General features: G+C 62.8%; 20 protein-coding genes. 10 read left to right on the top strand and 10 right to left on the bottom strand.

Features of this window, described 5'->3' with window-relative positions:
• Positions 1–2 precede the first annotated feature (2 nt).
• A complete protein-coding gene (locus ACSMXN_RS03650; RefSeq protein WP_022915619.1) occupies positions 3–614 on the bottom strand; it encodes a TetR/AcrR family transcriptional regulator in 612 nt (203 codons plus the stop codon).
• A gap of 161 nt (positions 615–775) precedes the next feature.
• Here ACSMXN_RS03650 and ACSMXN_RS03645 point away from each other — a divergent pair, with 161 nt between their 5' ends.
• The 4 genes from ACSMXN_RS03645 to ACSMXN_RS03630 all read left to right on the top strand — a co-directional run bounded on the left by ACSMXN_RS03645 (position 776) and on the right by ACSMXN_RS03630 (position 5,393).
• Entirely contained in the window at positions 776–1,807 is a 1,032-nt protein-coding gene (locus ACSMXN_RS03645) for an aldo/keto reductase (RefSeq protein ID WP_022915620.1), read from the top strand.
• The gene (locus ACSMXN_RS03640; RefSeq protein WP_022915621.1) at positions 1,807–2,760 is read left to right on the top strand and encodes an aldo/keto reductase; all 954 of its coding nucleotides are present in this window, start codon (positions 1,807–1,809) and stop codon (positions 2,758–2,760) included. The genes ACSMXN_RS03645 and ACSMXN_RS03640 overlap by 1 nt, the downstream gene beginning before the upstream one ends.
• A 29-nt stretch (positions 2,761–2,789) precedes the next feature.
• Complete coding sequence (locus ACSMXN_RS03635) at positions 2,790–3,671, top strand: LLM class F420-dependent oxidoreductase (protein WP_022915622.1); 882 nt, start codon at positions 2,790–2,792, stop codon at positions 3,669–3,671.
• A gap of 126 nt (positions 3,672–3,797) precedes the next feature.
• Positions 3,798–5,393 (top strand): MFS transporter, encoded by a 1,596-nt coding sequence (locus tag ACSMXN_RS03630; RefSeq protein WP_035944841.1) that lies wholly within the window; start codon positions 3,798–3,800, stop codon positions 5,391–5,393.
• Between the two features lie 47 nt (positions 5,394–5,440).
• On the opposite strand, the gene ACSMXN_RS03625 is transcribed toward ACSMXN_RS03630, so the two are convergent.
• Both ACSMXN_RS03625 and ACSMXN_RS03620 read right to left on the bottom strand, forming a co-directional pair.
• Complete coding sequence (locus ACSMXN_RS03625) at positions 5,441–6,037, bottom strand: TetR/AcrR family transcriptional regulator (protein ID WP_022915624.1); 597 nt, start codon at positions 6,035–6,037, stop codon at positions 5,441–5,443.
• 36 nt (positions 6,038–6,073) lie between these two features.
• Entirely contained in the window at positions 6,074–7,333 is a 1,260-nt protein-coding gene (locus tag ACSMXN_RS03620; RefSeq protein WP_022915625.1) for an amidohydrolase, read from the bottom strand.
• 104 nt (positions 7,334–7,437) lie between these two features.
• Here ACSMXN_RS03620 and ACSMXN_RS03615 point away from each other — a divergent pair, with 104 nt between their 5' ends.
• Positions 7,438–7,806 carry a VOC family protein gene (locus ACSMXN_RS03615; RefSeq protein ID WP_022915626.1) on the top strand — a complete coding sequence of 123 codons (369 nt, stop codon included), beginning with the start codon at positions 7,438–7,440 and terminating at the stop codon, positions 7,804–7,806.
• Here ACSMXN_RS03615 and ACSMXN_RS03610 read toward each other — a convergent pair.
• The gene (locus ACSMXN_RS03610; RefSeq protein WP_022915627.1) at positions 7,737–8,159 is read right to left on the bottom strand and encodes an antibiotic biosynthesis monooxygenase family protein; all 423 of its coding nucleotides are present in this window, start codon (positions 8,157–8,159) and stop codon (positions 7,737–7,739) included. The two genes, ACSMXN_RS03615 and ACSMXN_RS03610, sit on opposite strands and share 70 nt — an antisense overlap.
• Before the next feature lie 42 nt (positions 8,160–8,201).
• Between ACSMXN_RS03610 and ACSMXN_RS03605 the strand changes: the two genes are divergently transcribed.
• A complete protein-coding gene (locus tag ACSMXN_RS03605) occupies positions 8,202–8,918 on the top strand; it encodes a TetR/AcrR family transcriptional regulator (protein ID WP_081649368.1) in 717 nt (238 codons plus the stop codon).
• 45 nt (positions 8,919–8,963) lie between these two features.
• Positions 8,964–9,545, top strand: a complete 582-nt coding sequence (locus ACSMXN_RS03600; protein ID WP_022915629.1) for a GtrA family protein — start codon at positions 8,964–8,966, stop codon at positions 9,543–9,545.
• A gap of 52 nt (positions 9,546–9,597) precedes the next feature.
• On the opposite strand, the gene ACSMXN_RS03595 is transcribed toward ACSMXN_RS03600, so the two are convergent.
• On the bottom strand, positions 9,598–10,371 hold the full coding sequence (locus ACSMXN_RS03595; RefSeq protein ID WP_022915630.1) for an SDR family NAD(P)-dependent oxidoreductase: 774 nt from the start codon (positions 10,369–10,371) through the stop codon (positions 9,598–9,600).
• 51 nt (positions 10,372–10,422) lie between these two features.
• Positions 10,423–11,253, bottom strand: a complete 831-nt coding sequence (locus tag ACSMXN_RS03590; RefSeq protein WP_022915631.1) for an NAD(P)-dependent oxidoreductase — start codon at positions 11,251–11,253, stop codon at positions 10,423–10,425.
• Between the two features lie 355 nt (positions 11,254–11,608).
• On the opposite strand from ACSMXN_RS03590, the gene ACSMXN_RS03585 reads away from it, so the two are divergent.
• The 3 genes from ACSMXN_RS03585 (at position 11,609) to ACSMXN_RS03575 (ending at position 14,000) form a co-directional block, all read left to right on the top strand.
• Positions 11,609–12,841 (top strand): CoA transferase, encoded by a 1,233-nt coding sequence (locus ACSMXN_RS03585; RefSeq protein WP_027140009.1) that lies wholly within the window; start codon positions 11,609–11,611, stop codon positions 12,839–12,841.
• A gap of 103 nt (positions 12,842–12,944) precedes the next feature.
• Positions 12,945–13,136, top strand: a complete 192-nt coding sequence (locus ACSMXN_RS03580) for a ferredoxin (RefSeq protein WP_022915633.1) — start codon at positions 12,945–12,947, stop codon at positions 13,134–13,136.
• 60 nt (positions 13,137–13,196) lie between these two features.
• Complete coding sequence (locus tag ACSMXN_RS03575) at positions 13,197–14,000, top strand: acyl-CoA thioesterase domain-containing protein (RefSeq protein ID WP_022915634.1); 804 nt, start codon at positions 13,197–13,199, stop codon at positions 13,998–14,000.
• Positions 14,001–14,012: 12 nt separating this feature from the next.
• Here the strand turns inward: ACSMXN_RS03575 and ACSMXN_RS03570 are convergent, their stop codons facing one another.
• From ACSMXN_RS03570 to ACSMXN_RS03555, 4 genes are all read right to left on the bottom strand, one after another.
• Positions 14,013–14,813 carry a family 1 encapsulin nanocompartment shell protein gene (locus ACSMXN_RS03570; RefSeq protein WP_022915635.1) on the bottom strand — a complete coding sequence of 267 codons (801 nt, stop codon included), beginning with the start codon at positions 14,811–14,813 and terminating at the stop codon, positions 14,013–14,015.
• Positions 14,810–15,898, bottom strand: coding sequence for a Dyp-type peroxidase (locus tag ACSMXN_RS03565; protein WP_022915636.1), 1,089 nt, complete (start codon positions 15,896–15,898; stop codon positions 14,810–14,812). Before ACSMXN_RS03565 ends, ACSMXN_RS03570 begins: the two co-directional genes overlap by 4 nt.
• Positions 15,899–16,064: 166 nt before the next feature.
• A complete protein-coding gene (locus ACSMXN_RS03560; RefSeq protein WP_022915637.1) occupies positions 16,065–16,814 on the bottom strand; it encodes a TetR/AcrR family transcriptional regulator in 750 nt (249 codons plus the stop codon).
• A 196-nt stretch (positions 16,815–17,010) separates the two neighbouring features.
• A complete protein-coding gene (locus ACSMXN_RS03555; protein WP_196811457.1) occupies positions 17,011–17,745 on the bottom strand; it encodes a TetR/AcrR family transcriptional regulator in 735 nt (244 codons plus the stop codon).
• Positions 17,746–17,849 lie beyond the last annotated feature (104 nt).

Below are 17,849 nucleotides of genomic sequence, written 5' to 3'. Positions count from 1 at the left end.
AGTCAGGGCGTCGCGGTCAGCGGCGCGACGGCCGACATCGTCGCATCGATGAGGTCGTGCAACGAGACCTTCGCGTCATTGGCAACCCACGCAACGAGGGCGGAATCGTGGCATGCCAATGCAGCGGCAACGATCGCGTACGCACGTGGATCGCCCTGCCAGGCGAACTCAGCCGCCGGCAGGTGGCGAGCCAGCGGTGGTGCGAGCAACTCCCGCCAGCGAGACTGTTTTTCCAGTTGTCCCGCCTTCAACGCGGGCGTCTCATGCAGCATCCGGTAGAGCAAGAGACTGCGTTGCGGGTCGGCGTTGTTCAACTCGACGAGGTAGTCAAAGGACCGTCGTAGCGCCAGCCAGGCAGGCTCGTCGTCCGGACGTTCGACCAGTTTTCGGGCCAGTCGCTGACCGATGCGCTCGAACCCGCCGAGCACGAGATCTTCTTTCGAGGCGAAGTAACGGAAGAAACTTCGCTTCGAGAGCCCACCCGCGCAAGCGATCTGCTCAATCGTGATTTCGTCATAGCCGTGCTCGACAAACAGGTCCATGCCGACGCTCACGAGCTCGGACTTCACAGCCCGCCTGGTGCGCTCTCGCAAACCTTCCGCGGCTTCGGCCATCCCGCGATAATACCCTACGGGCCATCCTTGACATCGGGTGTCACCTTCGGCGTAGGGTGCGTCTCGGGGCGCGCAGCGTGCGGAAAACCAGGACAGCTGTGCGCACCCCACAACGCCTCCCGCAAGCGTCCTACGTCAATGCACCCTAGGAGACAGCGACAATGCAAACTCGATCGCTAGGCGATACCGGACTGCAGATCACGCCCCTCGTGCTCGGCGCGATGATGCTCGGCAGGTGGGGTGAACCTGATCACGACAAGAGCATTGCAATCATTCATCGCGCCCTGGACGCCGGGATCAATCTGGTCGACACTGCCGACATCTATTCCTACGGTGAGTCCGAGGTGATCGTCGGCAAGGCCTTGCTCGGCCGGCGCGACGATGTCGTCCTGGCCACCAAGTTCCACAACCCGATGCACCGGACTGATCCACTTCAGCGAGGCAATTCGCGGCGATGGATCATCCGCGAGGTAGAAAACTCGCTGCGCCGGCTGCAGACGGACTGGATTGATCTCTACCAGGTGCACCGTCCAGAGCCCGGAGTCAACTTCGCCGAGACTCTCGGCACCCTCTCAGATCTCGTACAGCAGGGCAAGATTCGCTACATCGGCACCTCGACCTACCCGGCGGCGAGCATCGTTGAAGGACAGTGGATCGCCGAGCGGCACAACTACCACCGCGTGGTCTCTGAGCAGCCGCCTTATTCGATCTTCGTACGGGGAATCGAGCGCGACGTACTGGCCACGACCCAGCAGTACCAGATGGGGACGATCACCTGGAGTCCCCTCGCCGGCGGCTGGCTCAGCGGTCGCTACCGTTCCGACGCGGTCACCGAGCCAGACCCGAGTTCCCGTGCCAGCAACGGTAATCGCGCCTTCGATCCGGCATCGCCGGCGAACGCCGTCAAACTGGCGGCGGCCGATGAACTGGCCAAGCTCGCCGACGAAGCTGGCATCAGCGTCGTGGAACTTGCGCTGGCCTTCGTCCTCGAACATCCCGGCGTGACCTCGGCGATCATCGGTCCGCGAACTCTGGAGCAACTCCAGACCCAACTCGGCGCACCCGACATCACGCTGTCCAAGGACGTGCTGGATCGCATCGACGAGATCGTCGAGCCGGGAACCAACCTGTCAGGCATGGACTCCGGCTGGACGCCGCCAAGCCTCGACCCGTCAGCAAGGAGGCGGCACTGATGGAATTCGTCAACCTCGGCAACTCTGGTCTGCACGTTTCGCGAGCATGCCTCGGCGCCATGATGTTCGGCTACAGCTCGTCCGCGCCATGCAATGAAGCCGACAGCAAGGCAATCATCGACGCCTTTCTCGATGGCGGCGGCAACTTCATCGACACCGCAAACATCTATACGGCCAATGAGTCCGAAGAAGTTGTCGGCCGGGCAATCAAATCGAAGCGGGACGAAGTCGTCCTGGCCACCAAGGGATTCGGGGCGATCGGGGACGGCCCGAATGATCAGGGTCTCGGCCGCAAGTATCTCGTCCGCGCGCTCGAAGCGAGCCTGCGCCGTCTCGATACCGACTACATCGATGTCTATCAGTGTCATCGTCCTGATCCGAACACTCCGATCGAAGAGACGATGGCGACCTTGCACGGCTTCGTTCAGTCGGGCAAGGTCCGCTACCTGGGCTGCTCGAACTGGACGGGTTCGCAGATCGTCGAAGCCCAATGGGCTGCATCAAAGATCGGCGGCACGCCCTTCATCAGCTTGCAGCCCAGGTATTCACTGACGGCCCGAGGCATCGAAGAGGATGTCCTGCCGGCCTGTCAGCGACACGGCCTGGGAACCATGATCTACAGCCCACTCGGTGGCGGAGTCCTTACCGGTAAGTACAAGCGCGGCGAGGCACCGCCACCGGACAGTCGAGCGGCCCGCGGCGGCGTCTGGCGCAACATGATCGACGACCAGAGCCTGGGCACTGCCGAAGAGGTCGGCAAGGTCGCCGCTGAGCTCGGCGCAACGCCCACTGCTGTCGCGATCGCCTGGGTGCTCGCTCGGCGCGGAGTCACCTCGGTGATCATCGGCCCGCGCACGTTCGACCAATACGAACAGAACATGGCGGGATTCGAGCTTGAACTCGATTCCGCCACCATCAAGCGCCTGAGCGATGCGTCCCGCTGGGCACGGTAAGCGATGGTAAGCAACAGTAGGGATAGCGAATGAAGCTCGCACTGCACGTCAACAACTTCACCTGGGATGCCGACTCGCCCGGTGGCACCACCATGCTCGGCCCGAAGCTCGCAGAGATAGCCCAGACCGCCGAACGGGTGGGATTCGCCCGGCTTTCAGTCATGGATCACGTCTGGCAGATCCGCACGAACGGTCCCAAGGAGCACGAGATGCTGGAGGCCTACACGGCCTTGGGTTTTCTCGCTGCGCACACGACATCGGTCGATCTGCTCACGCTGGTCACCGGCGTCACCTATCGCTCACCGGGCTTGCTGGCCAAGGCCGTCACCACCCTTGACGTGTTGTCAGGCGGGCGAGCATGGCTCGGCATCGGCGCGGCGTGGAACGAAGCGGAAGCTGCCGGCCTCGGTCTCGGATACGGACCGACCGCCGAACGCTTCGAACGGCTGGAGGAGGCGATTCAGATCTGCCTGCAGATGTGGAGTGACGACAACAGCCCCTTCACTGGCAAGCATTACAACCTCACCGAGACCTTGAACTCGCCGCAACCACTTGCGAAACCGCGCCCGCGAATCATGATCGGCGGAGCTGGCGAGCGAAAGACCCTGCGCTTGGTGGCCAAGTACGCCGACGCCTGCAACATCTTCGCCGGACCCGAAGCGGCTCATAAACTCGAGGTGCTGCGCGAGCATTGCGAGCGAGAAGGACGCGACTACACCTCGATCGAGAAGACCGCGTTACTGCCCTTGGCTGTGGACGCAGAAGGCGGCGTCACCGGGCTGCTGGATCGATTGCGCGTCGCGCACGAGTTGGGCTTCACGGTCGTGCATGGCGCCGTGGCCGGCGTTGCGGCGATCACGCCGCTGGAAGTGCTGGGCAGCGAGGTCATCCCCGAGGTCGGTCGCTGGTGACCTGACAACACGTGAAACAGAACACGTATGCCGTCCACTGCCCGGCCTGTTGCGCGAGCATCAGGGTAAATAACAGCATTCCGCGGGTCATCGGCGCGCGCCGTGAGCTCGGATCGAAGGGACACCATGTCTGAAACACAGGCGGGAACTGCCACCCGCCCGTCCTCGTGGCCCCTCGTAGTGCTGTGCACGAGCCTGCTGGTCGTCACAATTCAGACAAGCATCCTCAACGTCGCGCTGCCCAGCCTGGTGCACGACCTAGGCGCCTCCGACAGCCAATTGCAGTGGTTCGTCGACGCCTACATCGTGGCCTTCGCTGGGGTGCTGCTCACCGGTTCGGCTCTGGCGGACAGGTACGGCCGACGCGGCGTGATGACGATCGGGCTCGTCATCTGCGGTGTCTCCTCGATTCTCGCCGGCGTCGCGCAGAACCCGACACAGCTCATCGTGTGGCGGACGATCATGGGCATCGGCGCCGCGCTCGTCATGCCTGCGACCTTGTCGATCCTGGTCAACGTATATACCGAGCGAGCGCAACGGACGAAGGCAATCGCGTACTGGTCCTTGATGAACGCCACCGGGTCGTTCATCGGCCCGATCACCGGTGGCCTGCTCCTGCGCTGGGCGACCTGGAACTTCTGTTTCTACGTCAACATCCCGTTCGTCATCGCCGCAGTGATCATGGGCCACTATCTGGTGCCCACCTCGAAAGATCCGTCCCAGGCCCGCTTCGATGTGCTCGGTGCGATTCTCTCCACGGGAGCACTAGCGAGCTTGGTCTGGGCGATCATCGAAGGTCCGAACAAGGGATGGACGAGCCCAGCGGTCGCCAGCACCTTCATCGTGGCGGTGGTGCTGCTGGTGGCATTCGTTGTCTGGGAGCTGCATACGCCGTCGCCGATGTTGGACCTGCCACTGTTCGCCAAGCCGCAGCTGAGTGCCGCGGCCGTTGCCCTCACGATCGCCTTCCTGGCGATGAGCGGAGCAATGTATCTCTCCAGCTTGGCTCTGCAATTCGTCAAGGGCTACACCCCACTCGCTGCGGCCGTCGCTGTCTCTGCGCCGATCACCCTGGTCAACTTCATCGTCGTTCCGCGAGCACCCTGGTTGATCCACCGTTTCGGGACGAGGGTGATGGTGAGTGGCGGCATCGCCACTATCGCGTGCTCGGCCCTGATCATCGCGACGCTGACCAGAACGTCCGGCTACTGGGTGCTGTGTCTCGGCTTTGCGATGATGGCCCTTGCGTTCAGCACGTTCGTGCCGGCCAGCACGGAGGCGATCATGACGGCGGTTCCGGCTGAGCGTTCCGGTGGCGCATCAGCCGTCAACGAACTCACTCGACAGGTCGGTCAGGCTCTTGGCATCGCCCTCGGCGGCGGAATCACCGCAATCGGTTATCACTCGCAGTTCGATGCGGCATCGGTCGGACTGACCGGCGAGAACGCAGATCACGCCCACTCATCATTGAGTGGCGCCCTGTCGGTCTCGGCGAAACTCGGGGGCGAGATCGGGCAAGCAGTGCGCGTAGCGGCCGAGAACGCCTACATTCACGGCATTCGTCTGGCACTCATGGTCGCTGCAGGCGCAGCCCTGCTCGGGGCTCTCTATGCGGCATTGGGGATACCGTCAAAGCATGAATTGTTGGCTCGCGACGACTACGAGGTCGAGTTGGACCCGACTTCGGTCGACGCGATTGGCAGCGCGTTAGAGACGAGTTAGCCCCATTCAAGTTCGGCCTATTCAAGTTCGGCCTATTCAAGTTCGGCCTATTCGAGCCCGGCCGCGTCGAGCAGGGTCGCGGCGATCGAACGTGCCGCAGTAGCCGCAGCGGGATCGCGATCCATCCGAGCCGTGATCGAGGCACCGTCGTACAGCAGGTGCAGTTGACGAGCGAGTTCCTGAGGATGCGCCGCGCCTGCCGCGGTCGCCAGCTCGAGGAAGAGGTTGCGGACCCAAGCGCGATACTCATCGACCGCTTCTTCGATCGCGCTGCCGGGACGAGCCTCCGCGCTCGCGTTGAGGAACGCGCAGCCGTGATAGTTCGGCGCCAAGAACGACTCGCCGAGCACGTCGAATACGCCGAGTAGTTTCTGCCTCGGCGTCTCGTAGCGGGCGATCGCCTCGGTGATCTGTTCGCGTCGGACGACGTGGCGCCCGATCAGGTAGGCCCGAATGAGTTCGTCCTTGCTACCGAAGGCGCTGTACAGCGTTGCCTTTGCCACACCCGCGCGCTCGATCACCCGATCGATGCCGACGGTATGCACACCTTCTTCGTAGAAGAGCTCGTTTGCCGCGGCCAGCAACCTCTCGCGTGCTGAGACTCGTTCTGGTACCCGATCAGCGCTCTTCGTCGTCGTACTCACAGAGCCAACGGTACCAGACCGGTCTGTCTAGTACCATCACTGAGCCGTCGATGGCGCCAGCCAAACCAGCGCAGCCACTGTCAGCGCCGCGACACCTCGATCGAGCGTCGGCTGCACGACCGGCGCGTAGTAGGGCGAATGATTCGACGGGATGTCGCTTTCGACTCGGCCCGCCGCCACCGCGGCCGCGTACTCCTCAGCGTCGGCACCGCCGAGCAGCCAGTACACCAGCGGTGCTCCTGCCGCTGTGGACAGGATGCTGACGTCCTCGCTGCCGGTCACCGGGCCTGGGTCAATCACGAACTGCTCACCGAATGCCTCTTGAAACGCACCGAATACCCGAGCGGTCGCCGGGACATCGTTGACCAAGACCGGAAAGGACTCCTCTCCGATGATCTCTGGTTCCTTCTCGGCGCCAGACGCCTCAGCCTCGGCGCGGATCACCCGGTGCATGGTCTCGATGACGCGGGATCGAACAGCATCGTTCACCGTTCGGATGCTGATGCCTAGCACGGCCTCGTCGGAGATGATGTTGCTCTTCGTCCCGGCCTGAAACTGCCCGACCGTCAGGACCGCCGTGTCGCCTCCGGCAACCTCTCGCGAGACGATCGCCTGCAGCCGCATGACGGTTGCCGCGCCCATCACGATCGGATCGATGGTGGTTTCGGGACGGGAGCCATGGCCGCCGCGGCCGAACATCCGAACGCGGTAAGCGTCCGTCGCCGCGAAGGCAGCTCCGGCGTGGATGCCGACAATGCCGGCCGGCGCAGGCGCAACGTGCTGCCCGAGCACGATATCTGGCCTCGGCACCCGCTCGTACAAGCCGTCGTCGATCATCGACTGCGCCCCGTTGCCTCGTTCTTCGGCAGGCTGGAAAACCAGGACGAGGGTGCCTGACCAGTCACTGGAATGCGTTGTCAGTACCTCGGCAGCGCCGAGCAAACACACGACGTGCACATCGTGGCCGCAGGCATGCATCACCGGCACATCGTTGCCGTCGGGGTCAGTGCCGCGCGCCGTGCTCGCGTAGGCCAGGCCCGTCTCTTCCTGCACCGGAAGGGCATCCATGTCGGCGCGCAGAAGTACCGTCGGCCCAGCGCCATTTCTGATGATTCCGACAACCCCGGTGCCGCCGACACCGGTCAGGACCTCGATGCCGAGCGCGGTCAACCGGTCGGCGACGATACCGGCGGTGCGATGCTCGGCGAAGGACAATTCCGGATGCTGATGCAGATCTCGGTAGATCGCCTCGAGCGGTGCAGTCACAGCAGGGAGATCGTTGAGCATCGGGTTCATAGCCGGGCGCCTTTCGTATTTGTCCTCGAACAGAAAGTACCCGGCAGCTCAGAGTCCTGTACGGGCGAGCACGAAACGTTCACCGAAGCTGGCAGAATCGGGCTATGACGACGCGCTTTCTCAGCAGCCGGATCACCCTCGGCGTGCGAGACGTGGCGGCCTCGATCCAATTCTATGAAGCAGCTCTGGGGTTCTCCGTCTTCGTCGAGATGGGCGAGCCCCCTGACTTCGCCATGGTTGGTCATGACCAGGTGAGTCTCGGCCTATACCGCGTGAAGGTTCCGGCTGTCGCAGATTTCGCTTGTTGTTACCTCGATGTCGAAGACGTGCAAGCGTTGCACGACCGGTGCGTTGAGGCGGGTGTGAGGATCACCGCACCGCTGACGCACCAGCCGTGGGGCAACTACGATTTCGTCCTCGCCGATCCTGACGGGCACTTGCTCGCATTCGGCGAGCTGCCAACTGCGTCGTAACTGGCTGCGACCTCATAGAGCGCCGGGCTCGACGGAAACTCGCGCCACGCCGGGTCGCTGACGAGCTGCCGAAATTCGTCGGCTTCATGGGCTCGGCCGAATTCGTTCGAGGAGCGCCAGACAGCAACGTTGACGTAGCGGTAGGTGGCGTCCGGGGACAGCGCGCGGTGTAGGCGCAGCCCGATGAAGCCAGGTTGGCCTCTGAAATAGGCGCTCGTCCGCGTCCAGATCTGCTCGAAGGCTCCGTCACGCTCCGCGGGTACTACGAAGGAATTGACGAGCGTGACGGGACCCTGATGGTCCGCCGGTGGCAGCGTCGCGGCTCGTTTGGCGGGATCGATCGTGGCTGACATGATTTCCTCTCCTTAATGCACAGGTGTGCAATGAGTGCGTAGATGTATCATGAGATTTTCGGGCTGCGCTGTCAAGCGCCACTTTCATCGATCAGAAATGGAGACAGCGAGTTGGCCAGTGTCGACGACCAGGCTGACGTCCACGACCAGACAGGCCGCTTCCGACAGCGCAGGCGGACGCGCGCCGCCATCGTGTCGGCGGCCATGCAGTTACTGAAGGAGGGCAAGACCCCGTCGATGTCCGATGTCGCCGAGGCCGCGGATGTCTCGAGGCGCACGGTGTATCTGTACTTCCCGACGATCGAACAGCTGCTCGTCGACGCAACCGTGGGCGCACTCAGCGCCAGCGCCGTCGAGGAGGCGATCGACGCCGCTGACGCCGGCGGTGATGCCAGCGCCCGCGTCGAGGCAATGATTGGCGTCATCGCGTCCCAATCCGCAGAGCTGCTCCCCTTGGGTCGCTCGCTGGTCAGGCTCACGGTGGACGCGGCCGCAGAGGGCGCCGACGGCGCGGTACCCAAGCGCGGTTACCGCAGGATCGCATGGATCGAGAAGGCGATCGAGCCGCTGCGCCCCCGCCTTGAACCCGAGGCTTACGAACGTCTGGTGTCAGGCCTGGCGATGGTCATCGGCTGGGAGGCGCTCATCGTGTTGCAGGATGTCCGCCGCCTGCCGGACGATGAACAGCACGAAACCATCCTCTGGGCCGCGCGGGCGCTCATCGCCGCCGCCCTCGCCACAGCCACCCCACAGCCCTGAGGTTGCATGCCGACTCAAAAACGGCGGGTAGAGTCACGAACCGACATGCAGACACCCCACGCCACCAAAACCAGCCTGCGAGATTATCTGCGGGCCTCTTGGCGCCTCCTGCTCAAAGAGGTTATGGCATTCGGCCTGGTCGGCTCGGTCGGCTTTGCTATCGACATCGTGCTGTTCAACGTGTTTTTCCACGAGGGCCAGGTCATCGCCAAGTGCATCTCGACCACCGTGGCGACGATCGTGACTTACTTCGGCAATCGCTACTTCTCGTTCTCCCATCGCGCTCGAACAAGCATCGGCCGCGAGACAAGCGTGTTCTTCGGCATCAACATCTTGACGTTGCTGTTCAGCCTGGCCGTCATCGCCATCTTCGAATACCCGCTGGGCTTCAAACACGACGTAGTCGTCATGAACGTAGTCAATCTCGGCACCATCGCGATCGGCACGATGTTCAGGTTCTGGTCGTACAAGCGCTTCGTCTTCCTGCATCCCGACAAGGCAAAGGCAAAGAACCTGGTCAAGGAGAGCGACCGGTCCCGGCCTGCTCCTCGGGTACAGGCACAACGACAGTTCTCCGCGGACCGGCCGTTGTCCACCGACCGAATCCCCGAAGTAACGGATCAGTAAGACGCCTGCAGACGCCTGCAGACGTCTGCAGGCGCCGCCCTGCGACTGCAGGTCAGATGTTGAAGCGCAGTGCGCCGTCGATGCGAATAGTGGTGCCGTTGAGGTAGTCATTCTCAGCGATCTGGAGTGCAAGTTGGGCATACTCCGACGCACGGCCCATCCGCTTCGGGTTAGGTACTCCGGGACCCCACTTGGCGTTGGCCTCTTCCTCAGTCATTCGATACGCCGGAGTGAGAAAGGTGCCCGGAGCGATGGTCATCACTCGAACGCCCGCAGGCGCCAGATCCCGCGCTGCGGTTAACGTCAGCCCGATCACGCCCGCCTTGGCCATCGAATAGGCCGTCTGCCCGACCTGGCCTTCGTAGCCAGCGATGCTCCCCGTCGTGATTACGACGCCGCGTTGGTTGTCGGCGAGTGGCTCGTTCTGCGACATAGACGCCGCGGCACGACTGGTTACCCGGTACGTGGCGATGAAGTAGTACTCGGTCGTCTGCAGGAACTGGTCCATCGGCGTGGGGGTGCCGGTTCGCGACACGATCCGCCCGGCCGATCCGCCGCCGGGGCCGCCGTTCACGACTACCGTTACCCGCAGCGGAGCCAACGACTGTGCTTGGGCGATGGCCTCGTCGACCGAGTCGTCACTGGTCACGTCGGTATAGGCAAACTGCACACTGTCACCGAGCTCCGCAGCAATCGCCTTGCCGTGCTCCTCCGCGACATCAGCGATGACCACCTTCATGCCCGCCGCGGCAAACTTGCGGACGGTTTGCTCGCCGAACCCGCCTGCTCCACCGACGACCAGGGCTGATGCTCCAGTGAGATCCATCTGTACGACCTTTCAGTAAGTTGTCTGAGCGCTAGCGACAGTCACCTGCGCTCAGCTTGACGTTGCATCGATAGCGTCGAGCTCTTGAACAAAGGTATGGGCCGGCGTCAAGAGCACAGACCCAGCTTTAGCGCCTTTGAGCAGCTGGGTCAAGAGATTCACATCCTTCGTCAACGTCGGCCGGATCGGTGAGTTGATCATCGCCTCCAATGAACCAGAACCGGCATAGACTTCGACGCCGAAGCTCCGACCGGACCCGTTGCGCAAGATCTGACCGAGCGCGGCCCTGTCCATGCCCAACTCGTCGGCAAGTGCGAATACATCGTGTGCGATGGCGACGTGCGCGGCCAACATCGTGTTGTTCAGCAGCTTTGCTTGCTGGCCGGCGCCGAGGCCGCCCAAGTAGACGATCTGATTGGAGTACGTCTCCAAGACCGGGAGTGCCTGTTCATACGTCTGTCTGTCGCCGCCGATCATGACGATGAGCTCGCCGGCCGCGGCCTTCGGCGCGCCACCGCTGACGGGGGCGTCCAAGACGCGTAAGCCGTACTTGCCGGCTTCGGCTCCAATGTCTGCGATCTCCTGCGGCGCCACCGTGCTGTGGCAGATCACCGTCGCGCCCCTCGGCATCGAATGGGCCGCGCCACCAGGGCCGAACAGGATTTCGCGAGTTCCCTCGGCATCAAAGACACAGGTGGCAAGGACGTCCAAACCATCGCCTAGCTCTGCCAGCGAACCGGCAATCCGAGCTGGTCCAGCCCGAAACGGTTCCAACGGTTCCTCGCGGCGAGCCCACACCACGGTGTCGAACTGCCCCGAGTTGGCGATACGCTCCGCGATCGGGGAACCCTGGCTTCCGAGCCCTACAAATCCGACCCTCATTTACGAGCCTTTCGCTTCGCTAGCGCAGCTCGCCACACCGGCCGGGCGTTAACGCCGGTGGTGCGCCGACTGTTGCTAGGACTATTTCCGCCGCTATCGGTCTGACGCAGTCGTGTAGTACAGGGTTGAGGCAACGTGCACACGGAGTCTATGGCGCGCGGCGACTATAGTGAAGCCCGATTCATCTTTTAGTGTGTGGCATACTCGCCCAATTGGTTAGCGTCCACAATTTAAGATTTACCGTTTCGACCCCACATGCGGTATGAGTCGAAGATTTCGTGCCGTCCACCATGCCGGAAACTCAGCTACAGTCCCGGTTTCGCTGCCGTGAGGAGATTTGATGGTCAAGCGTCCGATGGAAGGTGTGCGCATCGTCGAGGTCGCACAGTTCACCTTCGTTCCCGCGTCTGGAGGCGTCCTGGCAGAGTGGGGCGCAGACGTGATCAAGGTCGAACATGCAGTAACCGGCGACGCCCAGCGCGGCCTCGTCCGGCTGCTCGGTCTGGACCTAGCCAATGATTCCAAGACGTTCTTCCCCATCATGGAAGGACCAAACCGGGCCAAGCGCAGCGTAGGCCTTGCGCTCGAAGTACCCGAGGGCAGAGATGTCCTCGACGAGCTGATTCGCTCGGCCGACGTATTCGTCACGAACTTCATGCCGAGCGCTCGGAAGAAGCTGCGCCTCGAGGTCGAGGACGTGCGCGCGATCAACCCGAACATCATCTACGTGCGCGGCACCGGTTTCGGTGCCCAGGGTGAGGCCGCGGACAAGGGCGGTTATGACGGCACTGCGTTCTGGGCCCAAGGCGGCAGCGCGGATGCATCAACGCCTGAAGGGGCACCGCAGTTGAACGGCATGCCGACCGGTGCCTACGGTGACTCGATGGGCGGCATGACGATCGCCGGCGGAATCGCGGCGGCACTCTATGCCCGCAACGCCACCGGCGAACCGTCCGTTGTCGACGTCTCGCTGCTGGGTGTGGGCGCCTGGGCTACGCAGTTCTCCGTGCACCTGGCCCTGATGGCCGGCGGGCCACTGCCCAAGCCAGCCCTGCCGGATCCGAACAACCCGGTCTACGGCAGCCCAGGAAACCCGTTGATGGGCAACTTCAAGACCTCTGACGATCGCTGGGTGATGCTGTGCATGCTGCAGCCGACGAAGTACTGGCCCGAGTTCTGCGATCGAATGGGCCGCCCTGACCTGCTCGAGGATCCACGCTTCGTCGGACAGGAGATCCTCAAGAATGGCAATGCCGGCGGTGAAATCGTCGCCGAGATCTTGCGCTCGCTGTCACTGGCAGAGTGGGTCGAAAAGATGGACGGCGCCGAAGGCCAGTGGTCACTGGTGCAGAACACCTACGAGGTCGGCATGGATCCGTTGCTGCGGCAGAACGGCTTCGTGGCCAAGGTGACCGACGCCGACGGTATCCAACGCGAACTCATCACCAATCCGGTTCAGTTCGACGAGACGCCGGCGCTGAGCGACCGCGCGCCACAGTTCGCCGAACACACCGACGAAGTCCTGCGCGAACTAGGCATCGACGACGAACGGCTCATCGAGCTAAAGATCGCGGGCGCCGTTACCTAGCAGCGCGTCCGATCAGTCAGCACAGATCGGTTCAACCGCCACATGCTTCGGCCACCACTGGGCGGAGCATGTGGCGTCTGGCAACCAAAGCGGAGGTAGTTAGATGCAGGTCAGGGTCGATCCAGACAAGTGCCAGGGCCACACGCTGTGTGCCATGCGAGCGCCGGCAATTTTCGAACTCAGTGACATCGACGGCCATGCGACAGCGCTAGCCGGCGACATTCCGGAAAATGAGCATGCCGCTGTCCTTGAAGCGGTCGGCTCCTGCCCGGAACAAGCAATCTCGATCTCCTAAGCGGCGAACGCGTTCAGCGGGAACCATGAATCCCACTGCTAGGCAGGGTTGTTCGCGGCTGTGAGAACTCTCGTCGACTTTCTCGACCTCGACCGGGTCGGGCCGGATCACTTCATATCATCGAAGGAATCCCCGCTCAGCAGGCCGACGTTGTTCGGCGGCGCGCTCATCGCACAGGCCCTGAGGGCTGCCGCCGCCACTACGGCTTCAGAGGTATATCCGAACTCGCTGCATGCCACGTTTCTCCGAGCCGGACAGTCCGGTGCCGACGTTCATCACCACGTCGAGCGGACCAGGGACGGCCGATCCTTTGCGAGTCGGCAGGTGCGGGTCGCTCAGGGCGAGCGGACCATCATGACAATGACTGCCTCGTTCCACCGAGACGAGGTGGGTGGCGAATTCCAGCGGCGCTGGCCGCCGACGCCTGCGCCCCCGGATGTTCGGCCACTTGCTCCGCACGAGGACGCTCTCGGGGTGGAGGTCGTTGACCTCACCGATGCGACGGCAACCGCCGCTGACTTGGAATACCTCGCCTGGGCTCGCAGCGCGCACCCGCTCGCTGACGATCGGGTGCTGCAATGTTGCGTGCTGGCCTACATATCCGATACCGGTGCGCCGGCCGTAGCAGCGGCTGCGATCGGCGTCCACGCTGGTGGGCCCAACCGCGAGGCGGGGTCGGTGATGACGACCAGCCTCGATCACGCCATGTGGTTTCACCGTCCCGGTCGAGCTGACGATTGGTTGCTGATACGAGGCATTCCGGTCTCGACGGCGAGATCTCGCGGGTTGGTGCTGGGTTCGATGTTCGATCGGTCGGGTGCCCATCTCGCGTCGTTTACCCAGGAATTGTTGATCCGCCACTGAAAATGGCAGACCTCATGCGAGATTGACGGCGGCCTCGGTGGTGTTGATGACGAAGGTCAGCGACTCCTCGAGATAGAGCTCGACGGAGTCGGCGTTGTGGGAGAGATAGCCGATCGAGGCGTCCTGGCCGAGGTGCAGCTCATAGTCACCCCCACGCGTCGACAGCAGTACGGCGCCCTCGATGGCCGGAGCCCAGATGATCTCGCTGTCATCCCCGATGACCCGGGTCAGATGCTCACGAATCGGGTACCCGTGATCGGTAGTCTCCATAACTGCTGTGTACAGCTCGGCAGACAGCAGCAGGTTGTACGGACCGCCAACACCCGCAAGTCGAAGCGCGGTCACGGCCTGAGCCACCGCGTTCGGGTATTCCCGCGGATCTGCAGGCAGCGAAAGTTGCGGATTGGACGAGGCCGGACGCACGCCGGTGATGCCGCCCGCAGCGAATCCATCGATTACGGCTCGATCCTCGGCGAAGGCGAGCTCTTTGGCGGCATCCTTAACGGCTTGCCAGTCCGAGTCCTTCGCCCCGCGCTCGACATCGTCTACCGCGTCGCGCGAGACCCGAAACGGGACTCGGAACTCTACGACTGAAACAACGTCACGGCGCCGAGCCCGCACTCCCTGATGCGGCGGCTCGAGCTCGATCACGTGGCCGGTTCCGACCGCCGAGAGTTCTTCGCCGGACGGTCCGAGCACGTCAACAGTGCGGCGCCCGGCCACGTGAAGGGTGAAGGTTCGGCGCGCCTCGTCTTCGATGTCGGCCCAGGCGGCCGCCGAGATCGGGGCCAGCTCGCGATGCAGGTTGTTCATGATGACGGGCTCCTTCTCAGGCTGCCGATGCGCAGCGATTGATCGGATTGAATGCTGTTTGATGCTTGGATGCTGTTTGATGCTTGGATGCTGTTTGATGTGGCCTCGTCGGAGGTTTGCAGATCACTGCCAGCATCGACCGCGGCGGCAGAACCGAGTCGCGGGGGCAGGTCGTCGAGGAAATCTGCCGAGGGAACAAAGAACAGCGATCCGGTCGTGGCAGTTGAGAAGTCGAGGATCCGATCGGTGTTACCGATGGGCTTGCCGATGAACATGTTGCTGAGCATCTGCTCGGTAACTGCTGGGCTCGCTGAGTAGCCGATGAAGTACGTGCCGAACTCAGCTGCCCCGACGTGGCCGAACGGCATGTTGTCGCGCACGATCTGTTGCTCCTCGCCGTTCTCGTCGACGATCGTGTTCAGCGCTACATGCGAGTTCGACGGCTTGACTTCATCGCTCAGCTCTATGTCCGTGAGCTTCGTCCGGCCGATCACACGCTCCTGCTCTTCGACCGAGATCGTGTTCCATGCGGTGAGATCGTGGAGGTACTTCTGCACGATCACGTAACTTCCGCCGGTGAAATCCGGGTCGGCATCACCAACAGCTGCGGCGAGCTGGGCTGCCGCGCCGGCTGGATTCTCGGTGCCGTCCACGAACCCCAGTAGATCGCGTTCATCGAAGTACTTGAACCCGTGCACCTCGTCGACTACTAGAGCAGCGCCGCGCAGCCGATCCACCAGGTGCCCGGCGAGCTCAAAGCAGAAGTCCATCCTGCGGGCGCGAATGTGAAACAGCAGGTCTCCCGGTGTTGATACTGCGACGTGCCGCGGACCGACGATTTCGCGAAACGGGTGCAGCTCCGCTGGTCGGGGCCAGGCGAAGAGACGATCCCACGCGTCCGAACCGATCCCGATCACACAAGACAGCTCGCTCTCCCGGTCACGAAACCCGACCGAACGGACGATGCCGGCCGAGTCGGCCAACAGATCCCGTACGACGTCCTCGCCGCCCGTCTCAACCGTGACGACAAGGAAGATCGCCGCCTCGGTCAGCGGCGTCAGTACAGCTTGCGGTGTGGTCACCATGCCACCTGCCCACTCCATCGATCGTGTTCGCCGCCGTCAGACCCATCCGTAGCTTACGGCGAGGACCTCGAGTACGAAATCATGAGTGAGTGGGCGCCGAGAAGACCTCCGGAGGACGGGAGGATCTTCGTGTTCCTAGCCGATCTCGGACGACCGGCTCAGCCGGTCACCGCGACCCGCGCGGACGGCTTGCCTTCTCGACCGGACTCGGCGCCACCGCGCTCCGAATGAAGCTGATGAGATCGACTATCGGCACCTGAGGCACCGTTGTGTCGTACCGCAGGGAGTGGTCGAACATGATTGCCCCGACGACCAACGTTGCCAACCAGCTTGCATCGCCGGTCCTGATCGTTCCTTCTCGCTGTCCCCGTTCCACGGCGCCGATGAACATTTCGTTGAGCTCGGCCGGTGAGCGGCTGTACTCGGCGTAGTCGGAGACGGGCTCCAGGCCTGCGGGATACACCCTCAGCGTGAGGCGGCCAAACGAGGGATGCAGCTTGAAATAGTCCAGGTAGTACGAACACAACGCGAGAAGTTCGTCGAGCCCGGGAAGCGATGCCGCGAAAATCTCGTCAACCTCGAGCTGCATCTCCTCGTGTCGTCGAGTCAGCACAGCGCCCAACAACTCTTTCTTGCTTGCGAAGAATTTGTAGACTGCCCCGACCGAGAACTCACTGCCAGCTGCAACCTGCTCGAGGCTGGTTGCTTGGTAGCCCTGATCGCCGAAAAGAGCCTCGGCGACGTCGAGAATGTGCTCGCGGCTCGTGCGGGCGCGATTGAGACGCCGCTGCTCGCGCAAGCCCACCTTTTCGGCGGATCCATCCTCGTTCAAGGCCTCGCCAGAAGACTCGTAAGGACGCCGTGCCGCAGCCCCAGCGGCGGCCGAGGTCGAGGTCGAGGCGGTGCTTGCCGGCATTGCGTCTATTCTGTCCACCGCGCAACCCTTCGTCCTTCTGAAACCCGATAGCGAATCTCTGATATCGGTTCAGATAGGCGGAGCTTACATAACATTGAAGTCATATTCACTCTACACGGATAGGGCTAGTGTTCGGCTTACCCGCTGCGTCCGATCGCCGACTTTCGGCGTTAGCTCGGCAAGATCCACATGTCGGTCAGCGCGCCTTCGCTGCGCGCGAGGCCGTAACCGGCGGTTGGACCGGTGAAACAGAATTGCGAACAACCTCCAACAACTCGCTGACCGGTACCTCTGCCGGTGCGAGCTCGCTCGCCATGGAGTGGTGAAACATGATGAGGCCACGTACCAAAGTTGCCAACCATGCCGGATTGACCTCTCGGACGGTGCCTTCCCGCTGACCAGTTCGCAGCGCTCGGACGAGTAGGTCGGTACCTTCCTTCGAATTCTCGCGGTACTGCGCAAAGTCCGGCACCGTCTCCAGCCCGGCCGGATAGACCCGAAGCGTCAGACGACCGAACTCGGGTTGCAGCCTGAAGTAGTCAAGGTAGTACTCGCAGAGGGCCAGCAGCTCGTCCAGTCCCGAACGCGAGTCCGCGAGTATGCCGTCGACCGTGTCGCGCATCTCGGCGAATCGCCGGGTCATGACCGCGTCCAGCAGATCGCGCTTGTTGGCGAAGAATTTGTAAACGGCGCCGACCGAATACTCGCTACCAGCCGCGACTTGCTCGAGGCTGGTCGCCTGATAACCCTGATTGCCGAACAAGGTTTCGGCGACGTTCAAGATATGCTCCCGGCTCATCTCGACGCGAAGCGTGCGACGTTGTTCGCGAAGGCCGACCACAGTCGTTGACGATTCGGCCTCGGTAGCGTCGGCTGGCCCTTGATCACGACGCTGACCCTTCACACTGGGTCGCGGCGTATTACGAGGCATGCCAGCCATTCTGGCACGCGATCTGCCTACCCGAGCCTAAATCCATCTGGGTAGAGCGGAAATGCGCTTGAGTAGCGTCGTACCCTAGGACGGTAGCGTCGCCT

Source organism: Parajatrophihabitans canadensis, assembly GCF_053764775.1.
This window is presented reverse-complemented; position numbering and strand designations above follow the sequence as displayed.

Coding starts and splice junctions, on each gene's coding strand:
- ACSMXN_RS03650 (WP_022915619.1), bottom strand. CDS start 614: ATGGCCGAAGCCGCGGAAGGTTTGCGAGAGCGCACCAGGCGGGCTGTG.
- ACSMXN_RS03645 (WP_022915620.1), top strand. CDS start 776: ATGCAAACTCGATCGCTAGGCGATACCGGACTGCAGATCACGCCCCTC.
- ACSMXN_RS03640 (WP_022915621.1), top strand. CDS start 1,807: ATGGAATTCGTCAACCTCGGCAACTCTGGTCTGCACGTTTCGCGAGCA.
- ACSMXN_RS03635 (WP_022915622.1), top strand. CDS start 2,790: ATGAAGCTCGCACTGCACGTCAACAACTTCACCTGGGATGCCGACTCG.
- ACSMXN_RS03630 (WP_035944841.1), top strand. CDS start 3,798: ATGTCTGAAACACAGGCGGGAACTGCCACCCGCCCGTCCTCGTGGCCC.
- ACSMXN_RS03620 (WP_022915625.1), bottom strand. CDS start 7,333: ATGAACCCGATGCTCAACGATCTCCCTGCTGTGACTGCACCGCTCGAG.
- ACSMXN_RS03615 (WP_022915626.1), top strand. CDS start 7,438: ATGACGACGCGCTTTCTCAGCAGCCGGATCACCCTCGGCGTGCGAGAC.
- ACSMXN_RS03610 (WP_022915627.1), bottom strand. CDS start 8,159: ATGTCAGCCACGATCGATCCCGCCAAACGAGCCGCGACGCTGCCACCG.
- ACSMXN_RS03605 (WP_081649368.1), top strand. CDS start 8,202: ATGTATCATGAGATTTTCGGGCTGCGCTGTCAAGCGCCACTTTCATCG.
- ACSMXN_RS03600 (WP_022915629.1), top strand. CDS start 8,964: ATGCAGACACCCCACGCCACCAAAACCAGCCTGCGAGATTATCTGCGG.
- ACSMXN_RS03595 (WP_022915630.1), bottom strand. CDS start 10,371: ATGGATCTCACTGGAGCATCAGCCCTGGTCGTCGGTGGAGCAGGCGGG.
- ACSMXN_RS03590 (WP_022915631.1), bottom strand. CDS start 11,253: ATGAGGGTCGGATTTGTAGGGCTCGGAAGCCAGGGTTCCCCGATCGCG.
- ACSMXN_RS03585 (WP_027140009.1), top strand. CDS start 11,609: ATGGAAGGTGTGCGCATCGTCGAGGTCGCACAGTTCACCTTCGTTCCC.
- ACSMXN_RS03580 (WP_022915633.1), top strand. CDS start 12,945: ATGCAGGTCAGGGTCGATCCAGACAAGTGCCAGGGCCACACGCTGTGT.
- ACSMXN_RS03570 (WP_022915635.1), bottom strand. CDS start 14,813: ATGAACAACCTGCATCGCGAGCTGGCCCCGATCTCGGCGGCCGCCTGG.
- ACSMXN_RS03565 (WP_022915636.1), bottom strand. CDS start 15,898: ATGGTGACCACACCGCAAGCTGTACTGACGCCGCTGACCGAGGCGGCG.
- ACSMXN_RS03560 (WP_022915637.1), bottom strand. CDS start 16,814: ATGCCGGCAAGCACCGCCTCGACCTCGACCTCGGCCGCCGCTGGGGCT.
- ACSMXN_RS03555 (WP_196811457.1), bottom strand. CDS start 17,745: ATGCCTCGTAATACGCCGCGACCCAGTGTGAAGGGTCAGCGTCGTGAT.